The sequence below is a fragment of the Variovorax beijingensis genome (assembly GCF_007828835.1).
Taxonomy (GTDB): domain Bacteria; phylum Pseudomonadota; class Gammaproteobacteria; order Burkholderiales; family Burkholderiaceae_C; genus Variovorax; species Variovorax beijingensis_A.
Genome location: NZ_VIVL01000001.1, coordinates 906,691 through 932,810, shown reverse-complemented (window position 1 = coordinate 932,810; position 26,120 = coordinate 906,691). Strand labels below are relative to the sequence as shown.

The following is a 26,120-nucleotide window of genomic DNA, read 5'->3' as shown; positions in this document are numbered from 1 at the left end:
CACGGCGCCGGCGGCAGCGCCAGGGCACTGTCAACTATGGTTTGACAGGGTTTCCACGAGCGAGTGAATGTCACTTGCGGCAACACATTACACATCTTCTGACAGAAGCATCCGCTTCGCCCAAAGGCCTGTTCGATGATGAAGATGTTGTCCACGTCCCGCGCTGTTGCGCTGCTCTTCGCCCTGTCCGCGCTCGGCGCGTCGGCGCAGATCGTGATCGGCCAGTCGGCCGACCTGTCGGGCCCGGTGGCCGCCAGCGTGAAGGAGACCATCATGGGCTCGCAGCTGGTCATCGATCAGGTCAACGCCCAGGGCGGCATCAACGGCGAGCAGGTCGAGGTGATCCGGCTGGACGACGGCCTGGACGCGAAGCGCTCGGTCGAGAACACGCGCATCCTGATCGAGGACAAGAAGGTGCTGGCGCTGCTGCTCAACCGCGGCACGCCCAATACCCTGGCCGTCATCCCGCTACTCGACAAATACGGCGTGGCCCTGGTGGGCCCTTCCACTGGCGCGATGGCGCTGCACAAGCCGGTGCAGAAGAACATCTTCAACGTGCGCTCGACCTACCAGCGCGAGGCCGAAAAGGCGGTGCAGCACCTGCACACCACGGGCATCCAGCGCATTGCCGTGGTGCAGGCCGACGACTCGTTCGGCAAGGACGCGATGGAAGGCGCGAGCAAGGGCTTCGAGAAGGCCGGGATCACGCCGGCCGTGCTCGCGCTGGCCGACCGCAGCAAGCCCGACTATTCGGCGATCGTGCCGCAGCTGGTCAAGGCCAATGCGCAGGCCGTGCTGTGGATCGGCTCGGGCACCGCGGTGACCGAAGGCGTGAAGGCGCTGCGCGCCGCGGGCTCGGCGGCACAGATCATCACGCTGTCGAACAATGCGGCCTCGGGCTTCATCAAGGAGCTGGGCTCGGCCAGCGCCGGCGTGATCGTCACGCAGGTGCTGCCCTATGAGCGCTCGTTCGGCCATCCGCTGATCAAGGAAGCGTTGGCACTCGCCAAGGCCAAGGGACAGACCGAGCTCTCGCCCGCGCTGCTCGAAGGCTTCGTCGCCACCAAGGTGATGGTGGAGGCGCTGCGCCGCACCGGCCCCAAGCCCACGCGCGCCCGGCTGATCGCCACGCTCAACAGCTTCCAGTACGACCTGGGCGGCAACATCGACGTGAGCTACTCGCCGACCGATCACACGGGCATCGACTACGTCGACCTGTCGATCGTCAGCGAAGGCCGCTTCAAGCGCTGATCGCCGCCGGTCGGTGCCCTACTTGGGTGCGGCAGCGGGCGCAGGCTCGTGCGTCGTGTCGCCGCCGTGCTTCTCGCCCGACATGTCGATCTTGTCGCCGGCTTTCGAGATCACGTACAGGGCAATGGCGGCAAAGACGACGAAGCCGACAACGAGTTTCCACATGGGTTCTGTCTCCTGATTGGTTCAAGAAAAGGGCCTCATGCCGACGGCATGAAGCCCTTTTGTTGAACGGAGGGCCGGCTCCCGCCGCCCTCCTGTGCCGAACGTGCGTCAGTCGTTCGCGTAGATGTCGACGTTCTTGGTTTCGCGGATGAACAACGTGCCCACCACCAGCGTGACGCCCGCGATGATGATCGGGTACCACAGGCCGTTGTACATGTTGCCGGTGGACGCCACGATGGCGAAGGCGGTGGTCGGCAGCAGGCCGCCGAACCAGCCGTTGCCGATGTGGTACGGCAGGCTCATCGAGGTGTAGCGGATGCGGGTGGGGAACAGTTCCACCAGCATGGCGGCGATCGGGCCGTAGACCATGGTCACCAGCAGCACCAGCCAGAACAGCAGCGCAACCGTCAGCGGCTTGTTGATCTTGGCGGGGTCGGCCTTGGCCGGATAGCCCGCGACCTTCAGGTCTTCGGCCACGCCCTTCTTGAAGGCGGCGATTTCCTTGGCGGAGGTCTCGTCGAACTTGAGGTTCACGACGTTGCCCACGGGCGCCTCGACCGTCTTGTCGCCGATCTTCACGATGGCCTTCGAACCCGGCGCGCCGGCCACGTTCTCATAGCTCACCGAGTTCTGCACGAGGTAGCGCTTGGCGATGTCGCAGGAGCTGCGGAAGTCGATCTCGCGCGCCACAGGATTGCCCTGGAACGAGCAGGTCGCGGGGTCGGCCGTGACGGTGACGCCGGCGGTGGCCTGCGCCCTGGCAAGGTCGGGGTTGGCGGCCTCGGTCAGCATCTTGAAGACCGGGAAGTAGGTGACCACGGCCAACAGGCAGCCGGCCATGATGATCGGCTTGCGGCCGATCTTGTCCGACAGCGTGCCGAAGACCACGAAGAACGGCGTGCCGATCAAAAGCGCGGCCGCGATCATCAGGTTGGCCGTGGTCGCATCGACCTTGAGCTGCGCCGTCAGGAAGAAGAGCGCGTAGAACTGGCCCGAATACCAGACCACCGCCTGGCCTGCCGTAAGGCCGACCAGCGCCAGGATCACGATCTTGAGGTTCTTCCACTGGCCGAAGGATTCGGACAGCGGCGCCTTCGAGGTCTTGCCCTCGGCCTTCATCTTCTGGAAGGCCGGCGACTCGGACAGCGACAGCCGGATCCACACCGAGATGCCGAGCAGCAGGATCGACACCAGGAACGGAATGCGCCAGCCCCAGTCATTGAACACCGCTTCGCCGAGCCATTCGCGCACGCCCAGGATCACCAGCAGGCTCAGGAACAACCCGAGCGTGGCGGTGGTCTGGATCCACGAGGTGTAGGCGCCGCGCTTGCCGTGCGGCGAGTGCTCGGCCACGTAGGTGGCGGCACCGCCGTACTCGCCGCCGAGCGCGAGGCCCTGCAGCATGCGCAGTGCGATCAGGATCACCGGCGCCGCGACGCCGATGGTGGCGTAGCTGGGCAACAGGCCGACGATGAAGGTCGACAGGCCCATGATCAGGATCGTGACCAGGAAGGTGTACTTGCGCCCGATCATGTCGCCGAGCCGGCCGAACACGATGGCGCCGAACGGCCGCACCAGGAAGCCCGCGGCAAACGCCAGCAGCGCGAAGATGAAGGCCGCGCCCGCATCGAGGCCGCTGAAGAACTGCTTCGCGATGATCGCGGCGAGCGAGCCGTAGAGGTAGAAGTCGTACCACTCGAACACCGTGCCAAGGGAGGAAGCGAAGATGACCTTCTTTTCCTCCGAGGACATGGGCCGGGGGGCCGGATGCGGCACCCCCCTTGAATCCAGTGTTGCTGCCATTTGCGTCGTCTCCTGTGTATGCGTTCGGTCGGCCCCGGCATTCGGGACCGTGAAGCATTCTTGGAGGCGCGACTGACCCGAGCCTTTCGCGAAACTGAACCGACGCTTACGGATTAAGGTGAAACCCGCGGGGTCCGTTTCAGCTTGTAAGAAATCGGCCTTCTGCTCAGCTTTTGCTGCTTCGCAGCAAGGAGGGCCGCTGGTCGGCCGCCGCCCATTGCGGGCCGTCGAACCAGGCGTCGCCGGCCAGGTAGGCGCGCAGCATCGCGAGGCCGTCGAAGCCCCAGAACAGGCGGCCGTCGACCACGCAGCTCGGCGTGCCGAACACGCCGGCCTGCAGGGCCTCGTCGGTGTTGCGCTTGAGCAGCGCCTTGTTCTCGTCGCCGTTCACGTCGCGCTTCGGTTCCAGCTGTGCTGCCAGCGCGGCCAGCCGCGTGGCATCGCCGGCTTCCTCGCCGCCGCGCCACACGTTGCGCAAGATGGTTTCGGCCACGAGGCGGCTGATGCTGCCGTCGTCCGAGGTCGACAGCGCGAGCCGCAGGTGCGGCAGCGGGTTGTACGGATGCGAGGCCGGCATCTCGATCGGGATGCCGTTCGCATGGCCGAGCCAGAGCACGTGACGGTAGGTCCAGCTGCGCTTGGCGGGAATCTCGGCCGGGCCGAGCTGGCCGTGGTGCTTGAGGATCGCGCCCAGCAGCACCGGCTTGTAGGCCACGCTGCAGCTCAGGCCCTCGAGCGCCTGGGGCAGGTGCTCGAACGCAAGGTGCGCGTAGGGCGAGATGAAGTCGAGGTAGAAGTCGATGTGCTTCATGCGTGGTTGTCTCCTGATGGCTCCGGGATGCGCCAGATGCCGGCCCGTGCCCGCAACTCTATCGCGCGCCATACGCTGCGCCGCGCGTCGTCATCCATCTTGCTCCAGCCGGCGATCTCGGGGATGGTGCGCAGGCACCCTTCGCAGAAGCCGCTCAGGCGGTCCATGCGGCAGACCGAGGTGCAGGGCGACGGCGCATCTTCGGCCGAGCGCTGCACGGCGGCGGCGCGTTCGGCCAGCGTTTGCGCGGTGTCGAAATTCACATCACACCACGTCGGCCACCGGCGCGCCGGTGAGCTTCTCGAGGTCTTGCGGGCGCAGTTGGAACACCGCATGCGGATGGCCCGCCGCGGCCCAGATCTCCTCGAAGCGGAACAGCTCGCGGTCGATCAGCACCACCGGCGGCGTGGCATGCGCCACGGGCGACACGCCGCCGATCGTGAAGCCGGTGCGCGCCTTCACGAACTCCGCATCGGCGCGGCCGGTCTTGCCGACCAGCACATCGACCTTCTTCTCGTCGACGCGCTTGTCGCCCGAGGTGATGACCAGCACTGCCGCGTCGTCGCTCTTGCGCCGGAAGACGATGCTCTTGGCGATCTGCCCGACCCCGATGCCGAGCGCGTCGGCCGCCTGCTGCGCGGTGCGGCAGGCGTCGTCGAGCATGCGCGGCGAATGGGGGTGGCCCGCGTCCTGCAGCACACGGGAAACGCGCTGCACGCCTTCGGGCAGTGAATGAAGTTCAGCGCCGCACATCAGATGCCTCCCGCTTTGTGTCGACGCTCATCATCCCGCCCTCTTGGTACGGATCGCCTTGGAGGCGCGCGAATTCGGCTCGCGCCCCAGCGCCTCGCTGATGTAGACGCCCGCGTCGATCAGCCTGTCCAGGTCGATGCCGGTCTCGATGCCCATGCCGTGCAGCATGTAGACCACGTCTTCGGTGGCGACGTTGCCGGTCGCGCCCTTGGCGTAGGGGCAGCCGCCCAGCCCGGCGGAGGACGACTGGAAATTCCAGACCCCCAGCTCCAGCGAGGCCAGCGTGTTGACCAGCGCCTGGCCGTAGGTGTCGTGGAAGTGGCCCGAGACGTGGTCCACGTCGAAGTGCGCCAGCGTGGCCTCGATGGCGGCCTTCACCTTGCGCGGCGTGCCCACGCCGATGGTGTCGGCCACGTCCACGCGCTGCACGCCGATGTCCTTCATCAGCTTCGCCAGCATGCCCACGCGCTCGGGCGCGATCTCGCCTTCGTACGGGCAGCCCACGGTGCACGACATGGCGCCGCGCACCGCGATGCCCTTGTCGCGCGCCGCGGCCACCACGGGTGCGAAGCGCTCGATGCTCTCGGCAATGGAGCAGTTGATGTTCTTCTGGCTGAAGGCCTCGCTCGCGGCGCCGAAGACCACGATCTCGTCGGGCCATTCCTCGCGCGGCGCGGCAATGGCGGCCTCGAAGCCCTTCATGTTGGGCGTGAGCACCGAATAGCGCACGCCGGGCTTGCGCTTTATGCCGTGCATCACGGAGGCAGCGTCGGCCATCTGCGGCACCCACTTGGGGCTCACGAAGCTGGTGACCTCGATCTCCTTCAGGCCGGCGTCCTGCAGGCGGTGCACGAGGCCGATCTTGATTTCGGCGGAGACCGGTTGCTTCTCGTTCTGCAGTCCGTCGCGCGGACCGACGTCGACGATCTGGACCTTGGCGGGGAGTTTCATGGGATGTCTCTGGGTTCGCTGGGGAAAGGAAAAAGCGTCCGTCAATTGTCGGCCGTCTGGCTCCGGCGTGCTCGGCGGTGCCTGCCGCAGGGGTTGCAATGCCTGCCAGCGGCGTTGCAGATCGTGCCAGCGCCGCGGTTCACGCCGTTTCGCGCTGCACGAAATCCGATGGCGGCTCGGCGGGCGCGGGCGCCTCCACCGCTTCCAGCGCATCCACCCGCGCGCCGTCCGGCCCGCTGCGGGCCCACGCGACCAGCGCATCGACCGCAGCGGCCGGGCCGCAGGCCAGCGCCTCCACGCTGCCGTCGCGGCGGTTGCGCACCCAGCCGCGCACGCCCAGGCGCCGCGCGGCCTGCACCATCGACCAGCGATAGCCCACGCCCTGCACCAGGCCGCGGACGACGAGATGGCGGGTGACGGCGGATGGATTCATGGCATGGGCAGCATCAGTACGACTTGGGCAGGCCGAGCGCCTTTTCCGCGATGAAGTTCAGGATCATCTGCGGACTGACCGGCGCAATGCGCGGAATGTAGCTCTCGCGCAGCAGCCGCTCGACATGGTATTCCTTCGCATAGCCCATACCGCCCAGCGTGAGAACCGCGTTCTGGCAGGCGTCGTGCGCCGCCTCGGCCGCCAGGTACTTGGCGGCGTTGGCCTCGATGCCGCAGGGCTCGCCCGCGTCGTACAGCGTGGCGGCCTTGAACACCATCAGGTCGGCCGCCTCGAGGTTGGCCCAGGCGCGTGCGAGCGGGTGCGCCACGCCCTGGTTCTGGCCGATCGGCCGGCCGAACACGACGCGCTCCTGCGCGTACTGCGAGGCGATGCGCAGCGCGGCGCGGCCGATGCCGATGGCCTCGGCCGCAATCAATATGCGCTCGGGGTTGAGCCCGTGCAGGATGTATTCGAAGCCGCGTCCTTCCTCGCCGATGCGGTCTTCCTCCGGCACTTCGAGGCCGTCGATGAAGAGCATGTTCGAGTCGACCGCCGCGCGGCCCAGCTTGTGGATCTCGCGCACTTCGACCTTGGTGCGGTCCAGCGGCGTGTAGAACAGCGTGAGGCCCTGCGTGGGCTTCTTCACCTGGCCGAGCGCCGTGGTGCGCGTGAGGATCAGCATGCGGTCGGCCACCTGCGCGGTCGAGATCCAGATCTTGCGGCCGTGCAGCAGGTAGCTGCCGTTCGGCTGGCGCACCGCCTGCGTCTTGAGGCTCGTCGTGTCGAGCCCCGCGTCGGGCTCAGTCACCGCGAAGCAGGCCTTCTCGGTGCCGGCGATCAGCGGCGGCAGGAAGCGCTGGCGCTGTGCCTCGCTGCCGAACACCACCACCGGGTTGAGCCCGAAGATGTTCATGTGCACCGACGATGCGCCCGACATGCCCGCGCCCGATGCGCTGATGGCGCGCATCATCAGCGCCGCCTCGGTGATGCCCAGGCCCGCGCCGCCCTGCGCCTCGGGCATCGCGATGCCGAGCCAGCCGCTGCCGGCCACGGCGCGGTGGAACTCGTGCGGGAACGCGGCGCGGTCGTCGTGGTCGCGCCAGTAGTCGACGGGGAAGTCTTCGCACAGCCGCTCGATGGCGGCCACCAGCGAGCGCTGGTCTTCGTTGAGGGAGAAGTTCATTCGTCGTTGTCCTTGGGTGGGGCCGGCTGCAGCGTGATGCCGCGGGCGAGCAGGCGGTCGATGGCTTCATCGCCGTAACCCGCTTCGCGCAGCAGCTCGACGCTGTGCTCGCCGATGCGCGGCGCCATGCGGCGGATGGCCGCGGGCGTGGCGCTGTAGCGGCCGACCGGCGCGAGCGTGCGGATGCGGCCTTCGCTCGGATGGTCGAATTCGGGAAAGAAATCGACCGCGCGCAGGTGCGGGTCGCCGAGCAGGCTCTCGGTGCTGTGCAGCTGCGCGACCGGGATGTCGGCCGCTTCCAATGCGGCCATCCAGTCATCGCTGCTGCGCGTGGCCATCACTTCGGCCACGAACGCATAGACCGCGCCGATGTTCGCGGCGCGCGCCGTGTGCGTGCCGAACATCGGCGAAGCGCGCAGTTCGGGCCGGCCGATCAGGTCGAAGAAGGCCTGCCAGTGCTTGTCGTTGTAGATCAGCACGCTCAGGTAGCCGTCGGCCGTGGCGTAGGGCTTGCGGTGCGGCGCGAGCAGGCGCGCATAGCCGGTGGGGCCGAGCGGCGGCTCGAAGCTGTGGCCGCCGAGGTGGTCGCCCATCACGAACTGCGAGAGCGCCTCGAACATCGGCACCTCGACCGCCTGGCCGCGGCCGGTGCGCTGCGCGTGCAGCACGGCGGCGAGCAGCGCGATGGCGGCCTGCAGCCCCACGGCGCGGTCGGCCAGCGTGACGGGCGCGTAGCGCGGTGCGCCGCCGCTTTGCTGCGCGAACAACGAGGCCACGCCGGCCGCCCCCTGGATCAGGTCGTCGTAGGCGGGTTTGCCGGCATAGGGGCCGTCCTCGCCGTAGCCGAAGGCGCCGAGGTAGACGATCTTCGGATTGACCGCGGCCACGGCTTCGTAGTCGAGCCCGAGCCGCGCCATCGCCTGCGGGCGCGTGTTGTAGATCAGCGCATCGCAGCCAGCCGCGAGCCGCAGGCAGGCCTCGCGTCCCTCGGGCTGCTTGAGGTCGAGCACGATCGAGCGCTTGTTGCGGTTGAGGTGCATCGCCATCGCGCCCATGCCGGCATGGCGCATCGGGCCGACGGCGCGCAGGTTGTCGCCGGCGGGCGGCTCGACCTTGACGATGTCGGCGCCGAGGTCGCCGAGCGTCTGCGTGGCGTAGGGGCCCATCACCACGGCCGTGAGGTCGAGGATGCGGATGCCCTGGAGTGGTCCAGCGGTGCTCATGTCTCTGCTCCTTCCCCTTCCGGGGGAAGGCTGGGATGGGGGCAGGCAGGGCGCGCGATGGCGGCGCTGCGAGCCCCCACCCCTGCCCTCCCCCGGAAGGGGAGGGAGAAATTCAGACTCGACTGCATGCTCATTCCGGTTGAATGCCGGCCGCCTGGATCAGCTTCTTCCACTTCGCCAGCTCCGCCACCGTGAACGCCCCCAGCTCCTCCGGCGTGCTGCCGAAGGCATCGAAGCCCAGCTTCGCCACCCGCTCGCGGAAGGCCGCGCCGTTCGCCATTTCCGACAGCACCTTGTTGAGCTTCAGCACCACGTCGCGCGGCGTGCCGGCCGGCGCGAACACGCCGTTCCACGAGGTGATGTCGAAGCCCTTGAGCTCTGGCGTATCGGCCAGCGGCGGCAGTTCGGGAAACAGCTTGGTGCGCTCCTGCGTGGTGACCGCGATCGCGCGCATCTTGCCGGCCTTCACCGTGGCGAGCCCCGCGGCGAGGTCGACCACCATCATCGACACCTGCCCGCCGATCAGGTCGGCAATCGCGGGCGGCGTGCTCTTGTAGGGCACGTGCAGCATCGGCACGCCGCTCATGCGCGAGAGCGTGGCACCACTCACGATGCCGGTGCTGTTGCCGCTCGCATAGGTCAGCTTGCCCGGATGCGCGCGGCCCCAGGCCAGCAGCTCGGCCACGCTCTTCACCGGCAGCTCGTTGTTCACCACCAGCATGAACGGCAGGTTGCCCATGCGACTCACGGGCGCGAAGTCCTTCACCGGGTCGTAGGGCAGCGACTTCATCAGGCTCGGGTTGGCCGAGTGCGTGGTGTTGGTGGTCATGAAGAGCGTGTAGCCGTCGGGCGGCGCCTTGGCCACGAACTCGGCGGCGATCACGCCGTTGGCGCCCGCGCGGTTGTCCACGATGACCGAGGCCTTCAGCGCCTCGCCCAGCATCTGCCCCGTGATGCGCGCCACCGCATCGGTGCCGCTGCCGGCCGCGAAGGGCACGATCAGCTTGATCGGCTGCTTCGGGTAGCCCTCCTGCGCAAAGGCCCAGGGCGCCGCGCCGGCCAGGCCCGCGGCGGCGCCGATGGAAATGAAACGGCGGCGGCTTGCCACCGCGACCGTGGTTGTCGCGTTCTTCGTCTGCATGGTTCTTGTCTCCGGGTGGTTGTCGTTCAGGGCCGGATCACGCGCTCCGGCGATTCCTCGTACGGCGGGCTGTAGATGACCAGCACGCGCACCGGCTCGTCGCTCACCACCGTGAAGGTGTGCATCGCGTCGGCCGGGAAAAAGCAGCTGTCACCGGGGTGCAGCTCCTGCCGCTGGCCGCCCACCTCGGCGACCGCGCGGCCTTCGAGCATGTAGCAGACCTGCTCGATGCCCGGGTGCGCATGCGGCAGCGCGCCCTTGCCCTTCTGGATGTGGCCGACCAGCACCTCCAGCTGCTTCGCGCCCACAGTCTCGGGGCCGATCAGGCGCTTGTTCAGGGTGCCGGTGTGGTTGGCCGGGTGGTAGTCGGCGATCTCGCTCTCGCGGACGAAGTAGCGTGGTGCAGTCATTGTTTTCATTCAGCCTTTGTGTTCGATGGCCAGGCAGGCGGAGCGCAGCATGGCGGCCACCTCGTCGATGCGCGGCTCCAGCCGGTAGCGCGGGCCCGCCACCGAGATCGCGTAGGCCTCGCCCCCGATGCGCAGCGGCCATGCGAGGCCGACGAGATCGGGGATGCTCTCGCCCAGGTTGCCGTACCAGCCGCGCGCGGGCGAGCGTTCGAGCTCCTGCTCGATGGCATCGGGTGTGGTCAGCGTGGCGTCGGTCAGCGCTGCCAACGGAGTGGCTGCCAGCAGCTTGCGGCGCGCCTCGGGCGCAAGCGTGGAGAGCAGCGCGCGGCCCATCGAATTGGCATAGGCCGGGCGGGTTTCGCCCGACTCGGCGGAATAGCGAATGCTCTGCGGCGCACTCAGCACTTCCAGATAGACGACCGTGCTCGGGTCGCGGAACTTGCCGAACAGCACGGTTTCGCGCGCACCGTCGCGCAGCTCTTCGAGCGCGGGCCGCACGCGGTCGAGCACCGGGTCGTGGGCCGCGATGACCTGCGCCATCGCGAGCAGCCGGCCGGTCGGGTAGTAGCCCTGGCGGCGGCCGGTCTCATACATGTAGCCCTGCTCTTCCAGCGTGCGGATCAGCCCGAGGCAGCTGGACACCGGCATCTCGAGCAGCCGCGCCATTTCGGACAGCGCCAGCGGCTGCTTCTCCCGGGCAAAGAGCTCGACGATCTCGATCACGCGAAAAGCAGTTTTCACAACCATGAAGAAATTTTCGCGTATGTGAAAAACAAAAGCCTCAGGGTTTGCCCCTGGCTGCGCCTCCTTTCAGCGTCATCGCCGGTAACGCATGCCGTCGTCAGTAGCCCCGGACCGGATCGACCACGCCGCTGACCGGCAGGCCCTGTTCCATCGCGCGGATCTTTCCGGCGATCTGGGCGATGGATTCCTCGCGCAGCGTGCGCGCCGAGCCGTGCGGCGTGACGGTGATCTTCGGGTGGCGCCAGAAGGCATGGCCGGCGGGCAGCGGCTCGACCTGGAACACGTCGAGCGTGGCACCGGCCAGCTGGCCCGCATCGAGCATCGGGATCAGGTCGTCTTCCACCAGGTGGGCGCCGCGCGCGATGCTGATGAGATAGCCGCCCGGCCGCAGCCTGCCGAGGGTGTGGCGGTTGAGGATGCCGCGCGTGGCCTCGGTCAGCGGCAGCAGGTTGACCAGCACGCGCGTGGACGACAGGAACTCGTCGAACTGCGCTTCGCCGCTGAACACCTTCACGCCGTCGATCGCCTTGGGCGAACGGCTCCAGCCCAGCACCGGAAACTCGAACTGCGCCACGGCTTTCGCGACCCGCTCGCCAAGCACGCCCAGCCCCATGATGCCGACCGGAAAGTCGCGCCGCAGCTTCGGCTTGCGGTAGCTCCAGCGGCCTTCGCGCGCATCGGCTTCGTACACGTCGAACTCGCGGAAGTGCCGGATCAGCGTGTGGCACACGTATTCGGCCATCTGCACCGACATGCCGGCATCGTCGAGCCGCACGATGCGCGTGTGCGCCGGCACGCGCAGCTTGAGCAGCGCATCGACGCCCGCGCCGATGTTGAACAGGCCGCGCAGCCCGGGCTGCTCGTCGAGCAGTTGCTGGGGCGGCGCCCACACCACCGCATGGTCGGCCTGGGCGACGCCCGGCTTCCAGGCCTCGATCTGCGCATCGGGCAGTTCGGCCCGGAGGCCTTCGATCCACGGTTCGGGGCGGTTGTCGGTCAGGGAAACGATGATTTTCATGCGCCGGATCTTAGAGGCCCCGGCCCATCGATCCGATCGGCGGCTTGTCCCGCCAGGTGCCTTCTTCTATGCTCGTGCGCGACCATCCAGAACATCGACACACCCGGAGACCCCAGCATGATCAAAGTCAGCGTGATGTACCCCTACACCGAAGGCGCACGGTTCGACCACGCCTACTACCGCGACAAGCACATGCCGCTGTTGAAGGCGCGCATGGGCGATGCCTGCAGGTCGTACACCATCGACAAGGGACTGGCGGGCGGCGCACCCGGCGCACCGCCGGCCTATGTCGGCATGTGCCACGTGTTCTGCGATTCGGCCGAGGCCTTCCAGGCGGCCTTCGGCCCGCATGCCAAGGAGATCCTGGGCGACATCAAGAACTACACCGACATCGCGCCGGTGATGCAGATCAGCGAAGTGGTGGTGGGCTGACCGCCCGACTGCTCAAGCCGCCTTGATCCGGCGACGGCGCCACAGCAGCCGCAGCAGCCACGCCAGCGGCAAGCCAACGAGCAGCAGCCAAGGGAGCACCGCCGCCAGGAAGGTGATGAGCGTGCCCACGCTCTCGGCCAGCACCGAGCCCGCCTCGCGCAGCGCGCGCATCATGGGGTTGTAGCTGCGCCCGCCCTGCACCAGCATGCGCGCCGGCGTGAACTGGATCTGGACGTGCTGCTTGCTGGTCTGCTGCTCCAGCACCTTGCGCTGGGTGGCAATGGCATCGAGCTCGGCCTGCGTGTCGGACAGCGTGCGCTGGATGGCGAGCAGGTCGGCCATGGTGCGCTTGGTGGCCGTGTCGCGCAGCATCAGGCGCAGGCTGTCGCGGAACTCGACGCGGTTCCTGATGCGCGCCTCGACGTCGATCACCTCGGCGGTCTTGTCTTCGCTGGTGGTGTTTTGCGACACCACCCTGGCCACGCCGGCCAGGCCGCCCAGCAGCCTGTCGACATCGGCCGGCGCCACGCGCATTTCGAGCATCGCGCTGCCGGGCTGCTGCGGGGTCTCGCGCTGCAGCGTGGACGACAGCAGTTCGCACTGCAGCGTGCCGCACAGGTCGCGCACCTTGCCCCAGGCATCGGCCAGATGCTCGGGCGGGACTTCGACGTTCAGGTCCTGCCGCACCGCGAGAAAGCGCTGCAGCGGCGCGTCCGGGGCCCGATCGGAAGCGGTGGCGGCCACCGGCGCCGGCGGGGCCGCAGCTTCAAGCCGCGCGCTCTTCATCCCCATCGATCCACCGTAGGCCATTGCAGGCTCGGCGGCGGCCGAGGTCTCGTTGTCGCTTCTCTTGCAGCCCCCGAGCGACAGGGCGGCGGCCAGAACCAGCAGGAAAACGCCCGGGCGGTGAGCGAAAGTAGAAGAAGAAAAATGCGAACGCAGGTGCTTGCGGCAGGTCATGAAAGTCCCTTGAAGAAATGGCTACCGCAGCTGATACGGGCGAGCGCCCGAAACGGGGTTAGGCCGCCGCCGCAACCATTCGCAACAGTTCGTCGCCCTCGGCCACCTGCTCGCCGGGCGAGAACATCAGTTCTTCCACCGTGCCGTCGGCCGGCGCCGCGATGGTGTGCTCCATCTTCATGGCCTCCATCACTGCGAGCGGCTGGCCGCGGCTGACCTTGTCGCCGGCCTTGACCGCGAAGGACACGACCTTGCCGGGCATCGGCGCGGTAAGCCGGCCGGCTTCGGCATGGGTGTCGCCGGCATGGGCCAGGCGGTCGATCGCCATGATCTTCGTCGCGCCCTTCGACGCGAACACATGGGCCGTGGCGCCATCCAGATGCACGTCCACGGTCTGCCGCGTGCCGGCGAACTCGACCTCGAACTCGCCCGACGGGAACTGGCCCACGACCAGCGGGCCCTGCACGCCGCCGGCTTCGAGCCAGAGGCTGCCGTCGCGTTTGTAGGCGAGCACAGCCGCGTGCTCCGTGCCGCGGAACTCGAAGTCGAAGTGGCGCCGGTATTCGCCGTGCGAGCGCCAGCCGTCGCGCCGCTCGAACGGGTCGGGTGCCCCGGCCGGCCGCTCGGTGATGAGCGTGCGCGTGATGGCGGCGGCCGCGGCCAGCGGCAGGCCCAGCGCTTCGCGATCGAATAGCACGGCGCGCTCGCGCTCGATCAGCGCGGTGTCGAGGTTCGCTTTCGAGAACGATTCGGTCGCAAGGATGCCGCGCAGGAACTGCACGTTGGTCGACACGCCCACGATCTGCACCTGCGCCAGCGCCGCATCGAGCCGCGCCAGCGCCTCGGCGCGCGTGCTGCCGTGCACGATCAGCTTGGCGATCATCGAATCGTAGAACGGAGAGATCTCGCCGCCCTCGCGCACGCCGTCGTCGATGCGCACGCGGCTGCGCTGGAACGCCGTTGCCTGCGGCTTGCGGTAGACGCGCAAGCTGCCCGTCGCAGGCAGGAAGTTGTTGTCGGGATTCTCGGCACAGATGCGCGCCTCGATCGCGTGGCCGTGGATCTGCAGCTCCTGCTGCTTCGCAGGCAGCGTCTCGCCCGAGGCCACGCGCAACTGCCATTCGACGAGATCGAGGCCCGTGATGGCTTCGGTCACGGGATGCTCCACCTGGAGACGCGTGTTCATCTCCATGAAGAAAAAATTCATCTCTCCGCCTTCGCGCTGCTCGACGATGAACTCGACCGTGCCGGCACCGACGTAGTTCACCGCGCGCGCCGCAGCCACCGCCGCCTCGCCCATCTGCTTGCGCATCGCGTCGGTCATGCCGGGCGCGGGCGCTTCCTCGAGCACCTTCTGGTGGCGCCGCTGCACCGAGCAGTCGCGCTCGAACAGGTAGACGTAGTTGCCGTGCGTGTCGCCGAACACCTGGATCTCGATGTGGCGCGGGCGCTGCACGTATTTCTCGATCAGCACCGCGTCGTCGCCGAAGCTGTTGATCGCCTCGCGCTGGCATGAGGCGAGCGCCGCGGCAAAGTCTTCGGCCCGGTCGACCGCGCGCATGCCCTTGCCGCCGCCGCCCGCGCTGGCCTTGATGAGCACCGGGTAGCCGATACGGTCGGCCTCGCGCTGCAGCAGCTGCGGGTTCTGGTCGTGGCCGTGGTAGCCCGGCACCAGCGGCACGCCGGCCTTCTCCATCAGCTGCTTCGATTCGGCCTTCAGGCCCATCGCCTTGATGGCCGATGGCGGCGGGCCGATGAAGACCAGGCCCGCGTCGGCGCAGGCCTGCGCGAACTCCTCGTTCTCGCTCAGGAAGCCGTAGCCCGGGTGCACCGCTTCGGCGCCCGTGGCCTTGGCGGCTTCGAGGATCTTTTCCCAGCGCAGGTAGCTGTCCTTGGGCGCGCTGCCGCCGAGGTGCACCGACTCGTCGCAGGCACGCACGTGGTTGGCATGCGCGTCGGCATCGGAGTACACGGCGACGGTGCGGATCGCCATGCGACGAGCAGTGGCCGCGACACGGCAAGCGATCTCGCCTCGGTTGGCAATGAGGATCTTCTTAAACATTCGGAGTGTCTCCCGGAGGATTCTTTTTCAGTTGGAATGCAGGCGCGACGCCCGGATCGGGCCGGCCGCTGAAGATGCGGGCCACGCGGACGAACAGCGCCTTGAGAAAGCGCCAGCTCTTGCGGATGAGCCACACGCTGAGCACCAGCACGAAGACGAACAGCAGCAGGAAGACCAGCGGGTGCGCAACGGCAAGCCACAAGCCCGCGGGCACCATGCTGTCCTCGACCAGCGAGGCGCCCACGTTCGAGAACGGCTCGGGCGATGTGTTGATGGCCGCGCGCGTCGTGGCCTTGGCCGCATGCGCGGTGGCCGCGAAACCGCCGCCCACGAGCGCGGCCACGACGGCCATCGCACCATGGTCGGCACCGAACACGCTGGCCGCGAGCGCCGCGCCGGCCGGAATGCGGATGGCCGTGTGCACCACGTCCCACAGCGAGTCGAGGCCCGGAATCTTGTCGGCGAAGAACTCGATGAACACCATGAAGCCGCTGGCCGCGATGACCACCGGATGCGCGAGCAGCTGCAAGCCGCTGGGCAGCGGTACCCAGCCGAAATAGCCGGCCAGCCCCGTCAGCAGCACGACCAGGTACAGCCGCACCCCGCTGGCCCAGCCGATGGCCGCGGCCAGTGCGAGCAGCTGGGGCATGTCGAGCGCAGTCATCGCCTGGCGCTCAGCGGTTCAGCCAGGAAGGCTTGCGCTTCTGCAGGAAGGCCTGCACGCCTTCGCGGCCTTCGTCGCTCGCGCGGATGTCGGCGATGCCCTCGACGGTCTTGGCAATCAGCGCGTCGTCGATCTCGCGTCCGTCCACGTCGGCGATCAACTGCTTGCAGGCGCGCACCGCGGCCGGGCTGGCGCTGGCGAGCGCCTTCAGGAGTTCGTCGACCTTGGCGTCGAGCGCATCGGCCGCCACCACTTCATGCACGAAGCCGATACGGTGCGCCTCGGCGGCCGTGAAGCGCTCGGCCGTGAGGAAGTAGCGCTGCGAGGCGCGCGTGCCCATGGCACGCAGCACGTACGGGCTGATGGTCGCGGGCACGAGGCCGATCTTGACCTCGCTCAGGCAATACCACGCCGTATCGACGCTCACCGCCATGTCGCAGGCCGCGACCAGCCCCATGCCGCCCGCATACACATCGCCCTGCACGCGCGCGATGGTGGGCTTGGGGCATTCGGCAATGGTGCGCAGCATGGCGGCCAGCTTGCCCGCGTCGGCGATGTTCTCGCTGCGCGTGTAGTCGGCCATGCGGCGCATCCAGTTGAGATTCGCGCCCGCGCAGAAGGCCGGGCCGCTGGCGCCGAGCACGATGGCCTTCACCTGCGGCGCGGCGCCGGCATCGGCGAAGGCCTGCGTGAGCTCGGCGATGACCACGTCGTCGAAGGCATTGCGCGCGTCGGGCTGGTCGAGCCAGATGCGCGCCACCGCGCCGTCGATGGCGAGGTTCAGCTTGGTGAAGGTCATGTCAGATCCACTTTGTATGAGGTGCTCTGTTGTCTTTTTCCAGGAACACCGCGGAACCGGCTTTGCCGGGCCGCTGGTGTTGCCCCCGGTAGGGGGTTGGCGAAGCGACACGAAGTGCGCGAAGACTGGGGGCGAGCCATATCACATGCGGAAGATGCCGAACTTCGGCTCTGGAATGGGCGCGTTGCGTGCAGCGGCAAGACCGAGCGCCAGCACCCGCCGCGTGTCCGCCGGATCGATGATCCCGTCATCCCACAGCCGCGCCGTCGCGTAGTACGGGTGGCCCTGGTCTTCGTACTGCTGGCGGATCGGCGCCTTGAAGGCCTCTTCCTCTTCCTTGCTCCAGCTGCCGCCCTTCAATTCGATGCCGTCGCGCTTCACCGTGGCCAGCACGCTCGCGGCCTGCTCGCCGCCCATCACGCTGATGCGCGCGTTGGGCCACATCCAGAGAAAGCGCGGGCTGTACGCGCGGCCGCACATGCCGTAGTTGCCGGCGCCGAAGCTGCCGCCGATGATGATCGTGAACTTGGGCACGTTGGCGGTGGCCACGGCCGTCACCATCTTGGCGCCATGGCGCGCGATGCCTTCGTTCTCGTACTTGCGGCCCACCATGAAGCCCGTGATGTTCTGCAGGAACACCAGCGGCGTCTTGCGATGGCAGCACAGCTCGATGAAGTGCGCACCCTTCTGCGCCGATTCGCTGAACAGGATGCCGTTGTTGGCGATGATGCCGACCGGCATGCCCTCGATCTCGGCAAAGCCGCAGACCAGGGTGGCGCCGAAGCGGGCCTTGAACTCGTGGAACTCGCTTCCGTCGACGATGCGCGCGATGATCTCGCGCACGTCGAAGGGCTTGCGCGTGTCGGTGGGAATCACGCCATAGAGCTCCTCGCGCGGGAACGCGGGCTCGCGCACCTCGGCCTTCGCCGGGGCATCGGCCGCCCTGGCGTTGAGGTTGGCCACCGCCGACCGTGCGAGCGCGAGCGCATGCAGGTCGTTCTGCGCCAGGTGGTCGACCACGCCCGAGAGCCGCGTGTGCACGTCGCCGCCGCCCAGGTCCTCGGCCGTGACGACCTCGCCCGTCGCGGCCTTCACGAGCGGCGGACCACCCAGGAAGATGGTGCCCTGGTTCTTCACGATGATCGACTCGTCGCTCATCGCCGGCACGTAGGCGCCGCCCGCCGTGCACGAGCCCATGACCACCGCGATCTGCGCAATACCCTGGGCGCTCATGTTGGCCTGGTTGTAGAAGATGCGGCCGAAATGGTCGCGGTCGGGGAACACCTCGTCCTGGTTCGGCAGGTTGGCGCCGCCCGAGTCGACCAGGTAGATGCAGGGCAGGCGGTTCTGCTCGGCGATCTCCTGCGCGCGCAGGTGCTTCTTGACCGTCATCGGGTAGTAGGTGCCGCCCTTCACGGTTGCGTCGTTGCACACGATCATGCAGTCGACGCCGTTCACGCGGCCGATGCCCGCGATGAGGCCCGCGCCGGGTGCGGACTCCGCACCCTTGGCATCGAGGTACATCGCATGCGCAGCGAGCGGCGCGATCTCGAGGAAGGGCGTGCCCGGGTCGAGCAGCTCGGCCACGCGGTCGCGCGGCAGCAGCTTGCCGCGCGCCGTGTGCTTGGCGCGCGCGGCCTCGCCGCCGCCCTGCTCCACTTTCGCGAACTGCTTGTGCAGGTCGTCGACCAGCGCGCGCATCGCTGCGGCATTGGCCTGGAAGTCTGCGGAACGCGCGTTGAGTTTGGTTTCGATCTTGCTCATGCTGTCTTTTCTTGTTCGAGGCCGAGCTGCTCGGCCATCGCTTCGCGGATCTTGAATTTCTGGATCTTGCCGGTCACCGTCATCGGGAACTCGGCGACGAAGCGGATGTACTTCGGCACCTTGTAGTGCGCAATCTGGCCCTTGCAGAAGTCGCGGATCTCGTCCTCGGTCGCGGCCTGGCCGGGCTTGACGATGATCCAGGCGCAGAGCTCCTCGCCGTACTTCCTGTCGGGCAGGCCGACCACCTGCACGTCCTGCACCTTGGGGTGGCGGTACAAGAATTCCTCGATCTCGCGCGGGTAGATGTTCTCGCCGCCGCGGATCACGAGGTCCTTGATGCGGCCGACGATGTTGACGTAGCCCTCGGCGTCCATGGTGGCCAGGTCGCCGGTGTGCATCCAGTGCTCGGCATCGATCGCCTCGCGGGTCTTCGGCTCGTCTTCCCAGTAGCCGTGCATCACCGAGTAGCCGCGCGTGCAGAACTCGCCGGAGCTGCCGCGCGGCACGATGGCGCCGGTCTCGGGGTCGATGATCTTGATCTCCAGGTGCGGCTGCACCGTGCCCACGGTGGACACGCGCTTGTCGAGCGGCGTGTCGGTGCTGCTCTGGCAGCTCACGGGGCTCGTCTCGGTCATGCCGTAGGCGATGGTGATTTCGCTGAGATGCATTTCATTCACCACGCGCTTCATCACCTCGGTCGGGCACGGCGAACCGGCCATGATGCCGGTGCGCAGCGTGGACAGGTCGAACTCCTTGAAGCGCGGATGGTCGAGCTCGGCGATGAACATCGTGGGCACGCCGTGCAGGCCCGTGCACTTCTCGGCCTGCACGGTCTCGAGCACCGTGAGCGGATCGAAGCCGTCGTTCGGATACACGATGGCCGAGCCGTGCGTGAGGCAGGCCAGGTTGCCGAGCACCATGCCGAAGCAGTGGTAGAGCGGCACCGGGATGCACAGCCTGTCGGCCGGCGTGAGCTTCATGCATTCGCCGATGAAGAAGCCGTTGTTGAGGATGTTGCGGTGCGTGAGCGTCGCGCCCTTCGGAAAGCCCGTGGTGCCGCTCGTGAACTGGATGTTGATCGGGTCGGTGGCCTTGAGCGTCTTCTGCACCTGTGCCACGCGCGGGTCGGCCGCGTCGCCGCTCGCGAGCAGCTCGCTGAAGCGCTGCATGCCGGGCTCCTGCACATCAGCCGCGGCCTTGCCGTCGATCCAGAAGGTGTGGCGCAGCTGCGGCAGGCGCTTCGGCCCGAGTTCGCGCAGCATGCCCAGGTAGTCGCTGGTCTTGAACTTCGCCATCGTCACCAGCGCCTTGCAGCCGACCTTGTTGAGCGCGTATTCGAGTTCGGAGGTGCGGTAGGCCGGGTTGATGTTGACGAGGATCAGCCCGGCCTTCGCGGTCGCTATCTGCATCAGCACCCAGGGCGCGTTGTTGTGCGACCAGATGCCCACGCGGTCGCCGGGTGCGAGCCCCAGCTTGAGCAATGCGCTGGCCAGCTTGTTGGACTCGGCCTGGAGCTCGCGGTAGGTGAAGCGCTTGCCTTCGTGGCGGCTGACGAGCGCCTCGCGGTCGGGCTGCTTCGCGGCCATGCCGTCGAAGAAATCGCCGATGGTTTGCTCGATGAGGGGGACGTTGGTGGCGCCCTTGCTGTAGCTTTCAGTCAACGAAGCAGTCATGTTCATGTTCCTTGTCTCCTTGTCTGGCTCCTTTCCCTTCCGGGGGAAGGTTGGGATGGGGGCGGACGGCGCTTGTTCGGCGACCTGCTTCATCGAACGCCGCTTGCCCCCACCCCTGCCCTCCCCCGGAAGGGGAGGGAGAAAAACAATCTAGGCCGTTTCCGAAAACAGCTCGCGCCCGATCAGCATGCGTCGGATCTCGCTGGTGCCGGCCCCGATCTCGTACAGCTTGGCATCGCGCCACAGCCGCTCGACCGGAAAGTCTTTCGTGTAGCCCACGCCGCCCAGCGCCTGGATCGCCTCGCCGGCCATCCACGTGGCCTTCTCGGCCGAATAGAGAATGGCGCCGGCCGCGTCCTTGCGGAAGGTGCGCGCATGGTCGTTGCGGTCGCAGGCCTTGCCCACGGCGTACACGTAAGCGCGCGTGGCTTGCCAGGTCGAGTACATGTCCGCGAGCTTGCCCTGCATCAGCTGGAACTCGCCGATGCTCTGGCCGAACTGCTTGCGCTCGTGGATGAAGGGCAGCACCGCGTCCATGCAGGCGGCCATGATGCCCAGCGGCCCGCCCGAGAGCACCGCGCGCTCATAGTCGAGGCCGCTCATCAGCACCTTGGCGCCCATGCCTTCACCGCCGAGCACGTTCTCTTCGGGCACTTCGCAGTTGTCGAAGAACAGCGGATAGGTGTTGGAGCCGCGCATGCCGAGCTTGTCGAGCTTGGTGCCGGCCGAGAAGCCCTTGAAGCCCTTTTCGACGATGAAGGCCGTCATGCCGCGCGCACCCATCTCGGGTTCGGTCTTGGCGTAGATCACGAGCGTGTCGGCGTCGCCGCCGTTGGTGATCCACATCTTGCCGCCGTTGAGCACGTAGTAGCCGTTCTTCTTCTCGGCCTTGAGCTTCATGCTCACGACGTCGGAGCCGGCGTTGGGCTCGCTCATGGCCAGCGCGCCCACATGCTCGCCGCTCACCAGCCTGGGCAGGTATTTCTTCTTCTGCGCGTCGCTGCCGTTGCGGTGGATCTGGTTCACGCACAGGTTGGAGTGCGCGCCGTACGAGAGGCCGACCGAGGCCGAGGCGCGCGACACCTCTTCCATGGCCACGATGTGCGCCAGGTAGCCCAGCTCGGTGCCGCCGAATTCTTCCTTCACCGTCATGCCGTGCAGGCCGAGCTCGCCGAGCTTGCGCCACAGGTCGTGCGGGAACAGGTTGTCGCGGTCGATGTCGGCGGCGCGCGGGGCGATCTCGTTCGCGGCAAAGTCCTGGATCGCGCTGCGCAGCGAGTCGATGGTGTCGCCCAGGTCGAAGTTCAGGCCGGGATCGTGCATGTGTGTTGTCTCCTCTGAAGGGTCGGCGCGCAGGCAGGCTGTCCCACGCGGATGGGCGCTTGGAAGAATGCAGCTTACGCCTCGCCGCGCCGCAATTGGCGCCACAATGGTTGCAAATTGCGCCACGCTGGAACCACCTGACCATGTCGTCCCCGTCCTTCCTCCGACCCGCCCGCGCCGTCACGCCGATGGCCTTCGTGAGAGCCATCGTGCAGGGCTACGAGCGCTATGGCATCGATCCGTCCGCGGCGCTGCAAGCGGCACAGATCACGCCGCGCGAGCTGGCCCGGCCGGGCGCGCGGGTGACGGCTGCGCAGTTCGAGGCGCTGTCGGGCCATGCGATGCAGGAGCTCGACGACGAGGCGCTCGGCTGGTTCTCGCGGCGGCTGCCTTGGGGCAGCTACGGCATGCTGTGCCGCGCCTCGCTGACCTCGCCCGACCTGGGCGTGGCCATCAAGCGCTGGTGCCGCCATCACCGCCTGCTGACCGAGGACATCACGCTGGCGCTGGAGGTGTCGGGCGGCGTGGCCACGCTGCGCATCGCCGAGCACCGCCCGCTGGACGAGGCGTTCCGCGAGTTCTGCCTGGTGACGAGCCTGCGCTTCTTGCACGGGTACGTCTGCTGGGCCATCGATTCGCGCATCTCGCTGCGGGACGCGACCTTTCCCTTTGCCGCGCCGCCGCACCGCGATGCCTATCCGCTGATGTTCACGCCCGAGGTGCGCTTCGATGCGCCCGAGGCGAGCATCAGCTTCGACGAGCGCTATCTCGCGCTGCCGCTGCAGCGCGACGAGCGTGCGCTGCGCACCATGCTCAAGCGGGCGCTGCCGCTCACGGTGCTGCAGTACCGGCGCGACCGCCTGCTGGGCCAGCGCGTGCGCGAGCTGCTGCGTTCGCGCGCCGCCGAGGCCACGACGGCGGAGGCGCTGGCCACGCTGCTCAATGTGTCAGGCCGCACGCTGCACCGGCAGCTGCACGAGGAAGGCACCTCGCTGCAGGCGCTGAAGAACGAAGTGCGCCACGAGATGGCGGTGGAGCAGCTGCGCCGCACCAACCGGCCGATCAAGCAGGTGGCACTGGCGGTGGGCTTTCGCAACGAGAAGAGCTTTTCGCGTGCGTTCCTGCAGTGGACCGGGCATGCGCCGCGGGACTTTCGGCTGCGGGGGTTGTAGCGGTTCGGGGCGCTGTTGTTCAGGGCGCGTGCACAGGCCACCGGGTACTCCCCTCCGCGAATGTCCCCCGGCCTGCGGCCTCCTCCTTGATTTCGCTGCGGGGAGCACCCGATGCCCTGTGCACCGGGCACGCCGCTGGTGAACCGCTGATCAACAGCCGCGCTGAACAACGATCACGCTGATGGGGTGCCTTGCGCAGCGAAATAAAGGGGGAGGCCGCAGGCCGGAGGACATTCGCGGAGCAAGGTACCCCGTCGGCGTGATCGCGCCCCGGACAGCAGCGCCCTGAACTGAACAGCGGCGCCCCGAACAAGGCACCAACGCGAGGCTCAGCCCGGCTGCGCAATCAACGCCAGCGCATCGGCGATCGACTGGCTGTCTTCGGGCCGCACCAGCTTCGCAACCTGCTGGCCGTCGCGCATGAACACCAGCGTGGGCCACAGCCGCACGTTGAACGAGCGGCCCAGCGGCCTCCCGCTGCCGTCCTCGACCTTGATGCGCGGGATGTCCGGGTACTTGGCAAAGGCTTCGGCGATGTTCGGTTGCGCGGCCTTGCAGATGCCGCACCAGTTGGTGCCGAACTCGACCACGGCCGGGCCCTTCAGGGCATCGATCTCGGCGCGGTCGGGCTGCTCGGTCTTGTATTCGGAAGTCATGGGATCCGGCTCCTTGTGGACTGGCTTGCTTGATGCCATTGCAGCAGAAACCCTGCGGGCTTGCTCGCGGCAGGGGCTTGGTCTTCAGGCCGGCTGCAGGCCGTGCGAAGCGAGCAGCGCAGGCAGTTCCTGCATGTCGCTGAACACCTGCAGCGCGCCGACGCTGCGCAGCGCCTCGGGCCCGCTGTGGCCCGATTCGCCGGTGCTGTAGCCGAACACGGTGGCACCCGCGGCCACGCCGGCCATTGCGCCCGTGACGGTGTCCTCGACCACCGCGCAGCGCTTCGGATCGACACCCAGCGCCTCGGCGGCGGCAAGGTATACGTCGGGATAGGGCTTGGAGCGCGGCATCTCGTGGCCGCTGAAGATGCGGCCCTCGAAGCACTCGAGCAGCCCGACCTTCGCCAGTTGCAGTTCGACCTTGTGGCGGTCGGCGCCCGAGGCGCAGGCGATGCGGCCCCGGAGCCGCGCATGGATCTCGCGGATGGCCGCAGGGGCGTGCGCGATGGCCACGAGGTCGCGCTCGAGGGCTTCGTTGCGGCGGGCCCTGAAGGCCTTGAGCCAGTCTTCGGTGATCCTGACGCCGGTCTTCGATTCGATGAGCGCGGCTTCGTCCTTCACGGCCTTGCCGGTGAAGGTGTTCATCGACTCTTCGGTGGTGAGGTGCCAGCCGAGTTCGCCGAGCATCTCGGCGAGCACGCGGTTGGTGATGGGTTCGGAATCGACGAGGACGCCGTCGCAGTCGAAGAGTACGGCGTCGAAGGGGAATGGGGTCATTGCGCTGCAGGGGTTCGGGGAATTCCCCCATGGTAGCAATGACCCCGGGCCGGGCTCAGGACGCGGGCTGGATCGGGATGTAGATCTCGCCGCCGCCCGCCATGAATTCCCTGGACTTCTGCGCCATTCCTTCGGCCATGGCTTCCGCCTCGGCCACGCCCTTCTTCGCCGCGTACTCGCGCACTTCCTGCGTGATCTTCATCGAGCAGAACTTCGGTCCGCACATCGAGCAGAAGTGCGCCACCTTGCTCGAATCCTTGGGCAGCGTCTCGTCATGGAATTCGCGCGCCGTGTCGGGGTCCAGGCCCAGGTTGAACTGGTCCTGCCAGCGGAACTCGAAGCGCGCCTTGCTGAGCGCATCGTCGCGCGAGCGCGCTCCGGGGTGCCCCTTGGCCACGTCGGCCGCGTGCGCGGCGATCTTGTAGGCAATGATCCCCTGCTTCACGTCGTCGCGGTCGGGCAGGCCCAGGTGCTCCTTGGGCGTCACGTAGCAGAGCATCGCGGTGCCGGCCCAGCCGATCATCGCGGCGCCGATGGCGCTGGAGATGTGGTCGTAGCCCGGCGCGATGTCGATGGTCAGCGGGCCGAGCGTGTAGAACGGCGCCTCGTGGCAGTGCTTGAGCTGCTCGTCCATGTTGGCCTGGATCATGTGCATCGGCACGTGGCCCGGCCCTTCGATCATGGTCTGCACGTCGTGCTTCCACGCGATCTGCGTGAGCTCGCCCAGGGTGCGCAGCTCGGCGAACTGGGCTTCGTCATTCGCGTCGGCACCCGAGCCCGGGCGCAGGCCGTCGCCGAGCGAGAAGCTCACGTCGTAGGCCTTCATGATGTCGCAGATGTCCTCGAAGCGCTCGTACAGGAAGCTCTCCTTGTGGTGCGCGATGCACCACTTGGCCATGATCGAGCCGCCGCGCGAGACGATGCCCGTCATGCGGTCGGCCGTCAGGTGGATGAACGGCAGGCGCACGCCGGCATGAATGGTGAAGTAGTCGATGCCCTGCTCGGCCTGCTCGATCAGCGTGTCGCGGAAGATCTCCCACGTGAGGTCCTCGGCCACGCCGCCCACCTTCTCGAGCGCCTGGTAGATCGGCACGGTGCCGATGGGCACCGGCGAGTTGCGCACGATCCAGTCGCGCGTGGTGTGGATGTTCTTGCCGGTGGAAAGATCCATCACGTTGTCGGCGCCCCAGCGGATCGCCCACACGAGCTTTTCCACTTCCTCCTCGATGCTCGAGGTGACGGCCGAGTTGCCGATGTTGGCGTTGATCTTGACCTTGAAGTTGCGGCCGATGGCCATCGGCTCGACTTCGGGGTGGTTGATGTTGGCCGGAATGATGGCGCGGCCGCGCGCCACTTCGTCGCGCACGAACTCGGGCGTGATGATGCGCGGAATGCTGGCGCCCATCGGGTTGCCGGCCACGCGTTTCGCGCGCTCCTCGTTGGCGAGGTATTCGGCCATCCACTCGCGCTTGCCGTTCTCGCGCAGCGCCACGTATTCCATCTCGGGCGTGACGATGCCGCGGCGCGCGTAGTGCATCTGCGTGACGTTGGCGCCGGCCTTCGCGCGGCGCGGCGTGCGCTGCAGCGCCGAGGCGCCGGCGCGCAGTTCGGCCAGGCGCTGGGCATCGTGGTCGTGCGCGTGCTTCAGGCCCTCGTCGAGCGCCTGGTGCGAGCGGCCTTCGTAGCTTTCGGTGTCGTTGCGCTCGGCGATCCAGGCACCGCGCACGCCCGGCAGGCCGCGGCGCACGTCGATCTCGACCTTGGCATCGGTGTAGGGGCCCGAGGTGTCGTAGAGCGACACGGTCTCGCCGTTGGTCAGCAGCACGTCGCGCACCGGCACGTTGAGGTCGGGCCGGCTGCCCGGGATCAGGCACTTGTGCGAGGCGGGAAAGGGCTCGCGCGTGAGCGAGAGCAGGGAGGTGAACTTGTCGGGGGCATTCATGCGGGGCACT

The 26,120-nt window shown here is 67.7% G+C and carries 26 protein-coding genes; 3 read left to right on the top strand and 23 right to left on the bottom strand.

The window, feature by feature from the left end; translation table 11 throughout:
* Window positions 1-135: 135 nt before the first annotated feature.
* Complete coding sequence (locus tag FB547_RS04500) at window positions 136-1,251, top strand: ABC transporter substrate-binding protein (RefSeq protein ID WP_145739973.1); 1,116 nt, start codon at window positions 136-138, stop codon at window positions 1,249-1,251.
* Window positions 1,252-1,269: 18 nt separating this feature from the next.
* Here FB547_RS04500 and FB547_RS33260 read toward each other — a convergent pair whose 3' ends face one another.
* The 13 genes from FB547_RS33260 to FB547_RS04440 all read right to left on the bottom strand — a co-directional run bounded on the left by FB547_RS33260 (window position 1,270) and on the right by FB547_RS04440 (window position 11,886).
* On the bottom strand, window positions 1,270-1,416 hold the full coding sequence (locus FB547_RS33260; RefSeq protein ID WP_186454106.1) for a hypothetical protein: 147 nt from the start codon (window positions 1,414-1,416) through the stop codon (window positions 1,270-1,272).
* 108 nt (window positions 1,417-1,524) lie between these two features.
* Entirely contained in the window at window positions 1,525-3,219 is a 1,695-nt protein-coding gene (locus FB547_RS04495) for an MFS transporter (protein ID WP_145739972.1), read from the bottom strand.
* Window positions 3,220-3,385: 166 nt separating this feature from the next.
* A complete protein-coding gene (locus FB547_RS04490; RefSeq protein ID WP_145739970.1) occupies window positions 3,386-4,030 on the bottom strand; it encodes a 2-hydroxychromene-2-carboxylate isomerase in 645 nt (214 codons plus the stop codon).
* Window positions 4,027-4,293 carry a DUF1289 domain-containing protein gene (locus tag FB547_RS04485; RefSeq protein WP_145739968.1) on the bottom strand — a complete coding sequence of 89 codons (267 nt, stop codon included), beginning with the start codon at window positions 4,291-4,293 and terminating at the stop codon, window positions 4,027-4,029. The genes FB547_RS04490 and FB547_RS04485 overlap by 4 nt, the downstream gene beginning before the upstream one ends.
* Before the next feature lies 1 nt (window position 4,294).
* Window positions 4,295-4,783 (bottom strand): YbaK/EbsC family protein, encoded by a 489-nt coding sequence (locus tag FB547_RS04480; protein ID WP_145739966.1) that lies wholly within the window; start codon window positions 4,781-4,783, stop codon window positions 4,295-4,297.
* Between the two features lie 30 nt (window positions 4,784-4,813).
* Window positions 4,814-5,734, bottom strand: a complete 921-nt coding sequence (locus FB547_RS04475; RefSeq protein WP_145739964.1) for a hydroxymethylglutaryl-CoA lyase — start codon at window positions 5,732-5,734, stop codon at window positions 4,814-4,816.
* A gap of 139 nt (window positions 5,735-5,873) precedes the next feature.
* Complete coding sequence (locus tag FB547_RS04470; protein ID WP_145739963.1) at window positions 5,874-6,167, bottom strand: acylphosphatase; 294 nt, start codon at window positions 6,165-6,167, stop codon at window positions 5,874-5,876.
* A 13-nt stretch (window positions 6,168-6,180) separates the two neighbouring features.
* On the bottom strand, window positions 6,181-7,350 hold the full coding sequence (locus FB547_RS04465) for an acyl-CoA dehydrogenase family protein (protein ID WP_145739961.1): 1,170 nt from the start codon (window positions 7,348-7,350) through the stop codon (window positions 6,181-6,183).
* Window positions 7,347-8,573 (bottom strand): CaiB/BaiF CoA transferase family protein, encoded by a 1,227-nt coding sequence (locus FB547_RS04460; protein WP_145739960.1) that lies wholly within the window; start codon window positions 8,571-8,573, stop codon window positions 7,347-7,349. The genes FB547_RS04465 and FB547_RS04460 overlap by 4 nt, the downstream gene beginning before the upstream one ends.
* 130 nt (window positions 8,574-8,703) lie before the next feature.
* Window positions 8,704-9,714 carry a Bug family tripartite tricarboxylate transporter substrate binding protein gene (locus tag FB547_RS04455; protein WP_145739958.1) on the bottom strand — a complete coding sequence of 337 codons (1,011 nt, stop codon included), beginning with the start codon at window positions 9,712-9,714 and terminating at the stop codon, window positions 8,704-8,706.
* A gap of 26 nt (window positions 9,715-9,740) precedes the next feature.
* Window positions 9,741-10,124, bottom strand: a complete 384-nt coding sequence (locus FB547_RS04450) for a cupin domain-containing protein (protein WP_145739956.1) — start codon at window positions 10,122-10,124, stop codon at window positions 9,741-9,743.
* A gap of 9 nt (window positions 10,125-10,133) precedes the next feature.
* Window positions 10,134-10,871, bottom strand: a complete 738-nt coding sequence (locus FB547_RS04445) for an IclR family transcriptional regulator (protein WP_145739955.1) — start codon at window positions 10,869-10,871, stop codon at window positions 10,134-10,136.
* 94 nt (window positions 10,872-10,965) lie between these two features.
* Window positions 10,966-11,886 (bottom strand): 2-hydroxyacid dehydrogenase, encoded by a 921-nt coding sequence (locus tag FB547_RS04440; protein ID WP_145739953.1) that lies wholly within the window; start codon window positions 11,884-11,886, stop codon window positions 10,966-10,968.
* A gap of 117 nt (window positions 11,887-12,003) precedes the next feature.
* Here FB547_RS04440 and FB547_RS04435 point away from each other — a divergent pair, with 117 nt between their 5' ends.
* Window positions 12,004-12,318: an EthD family reductase gene (locus FB547_RS04435; RefSeq protein WP_145739952.1), complete on the top strand. Its 315-nt coding sequence runs from the start codon at window positions 12,004-12,006 to the stop codon at window positions 12,316-12,318.
* A gap of 12 nt (window positions 12,319-12,330) precedes the next feature.
* Here the strand turns inward: FB547_RS04435 and FB547_RS04430 are convergent, their stop codons facing one another.
* The 7 genes from FB547_RS04430 to FB547_RS04400 form a co-directional block, all read right to left on the bottom strand.
* A complete protein-coding gene (locus FB547_RS04430) occupies window positions 12,331-13,278 on the bottom strand; it encodes a DUF4349 domain-containing protein (RefSeq protein WP_145739950.1) in 948 nt (315 codons plus the stop codon).
* 58 nt (window positions 13,279-13,336) lie between these two features.
* Window positions 13,337-15,340 carry an acetyl/propionyl/methylcrotonyl-CoA carboxylase subunit alpha gene (locus FB547_RS04425; RefSeq protein WP_145739948.1) on the bottom strand — a complete coding sequence of 668 codons (2,004 nt, stop codon included), beginning with the start codon at window positions 15,338-15,340 and terminating at the stop codon, window positions 13,337-13,339.
* Entirely contained in the window at window positions 15,333-16,004 is a 672-nt protein-coding gene (locus FB547_RS04420; RefSeq protein WP_145739947.1) for a DUF4126 domain-containing protein, read from the bottom strand. The genes FB547_RS04425 and FB547_RS04420 overlap by 8 nt, the downstream gene beginning before the upstream one ends.
* Window positions 16,005-16,014: 10 nt before the next feature.
* Window positions 16,015-16,803: an enoyl-CoA hydratase/isomerase family protein gene (locus FB547_RS04415; RefSeq protein ID WP_145739945.1), complete on the bottom strand. Its 789-nt coding sequence runs from the start codon at window positions 16,801-16,803 to the stop codon at window positions 16,015-16,017.
* A 141-nt stretch (window positions 16,804-16,944) separates the two neighbouring features.
* The gene (locus FB547_RS04410; protein ID WP_145739944.1) at window positions 16,945-18,567 is read right to left on the bottom strand and encodes a carboxyl transferase domain-containing protein; all 1,623 of its coding nucleotides are present in this window, start codon (window positions 18,565-18,567) and stop codon (window positions 16,945-16,947) included.
* A complete protein-coding gene (locus FB547_RS04405; RefSeq protein WP_145739942.1) occupies window positions 18,564-20,246 on the bottom strand; it encodes an AMP-binding protein in 1,683 nt (560 codons plus the stop codon). The genes FB547_RS04410 and FB547_RS04405 overlap by 4 nt, the downstream gene beginning before the upstream one ends.
* Before the next feature lie 144 nt (window positions 20,247-20,390).
* Window positions 20,391-21,563 carry an isovaleryl-CoA dehydrogenase gene (locus FB547_RS04400; protein ID WP_145739941.1) on the bottom strand — a complete coding sequence of 391 codons (1,173 nt, stop codon included), beginning with the start codon at window positions 21,561-21,563 and terminating at the stop codon, window positions 20,391-20,393.
* A 143-nt stretch (window positions 21,564-21,706) separates the two neighbouring features.
* On the opposite strand from FB547_RS04400, the gene FB547_RS04395 reads away from it, so the two are divergent.
* Window positions 21,707-22,735: an AraC family transcriptional regulator gene (locus FB547_RS04395; RefSeq protein ID WP_145739939.1), complete on the top strand. Its 1,029-nt coding sequence runs from the start codon at window positions 21,707-21,709 to the stop codon at window positions 22,733-22,735.
* Window positions 22,736-23,064: 329 nt separating this feature from the next.
* Here FB547_RS04395 and FB547_RS04390 read toward each other — a convergent pair whose 3' ends face one another.
* The 3 genes from FB547_RS04390 to thiC all read right to left on the bottom strand — a co-directional run bounded on the left by FB547_RS04390 (window position 23,065) and on the right by thiC (window position 26,110).
* Complete coding sequence (locus FB547_RS04390; protein ID WP_027730156.1) at window positions 23,065-23,391, bottom strand: thioredoxin family protein; 327 nt, start codon at window positions 23,389-23,391, stop codon at window positions 23,065-23,067.
* Window positions 23,392-23,475: 84 nt separating this feature from the next.
* Entirely contained in the window at window positions 23,476-24,168 is a 693-nt protein-coding gene (locus tag FB547_RS04385) for an HAD family hydrolase (protein ID WP_145739937.1), read from the bottom strand.
* A 55-nt stretch (window positions 24,169-24,223) separates the two neighbouring features.
* On the bottom strand, window positions 24,224-26,110 hold the full coding sequence (gene thiC / locus FB547_RS04380; protein WP_145739935.1) for a phosphomethylpyrimidine synthase ThiC: 1,887 nt from the start codon (window positions 26,108-26,110) through the stop codon (window positions 24,224-24,226).
* Window positions 26,111-26,120 lie beyond the last annotated feature (10 nt).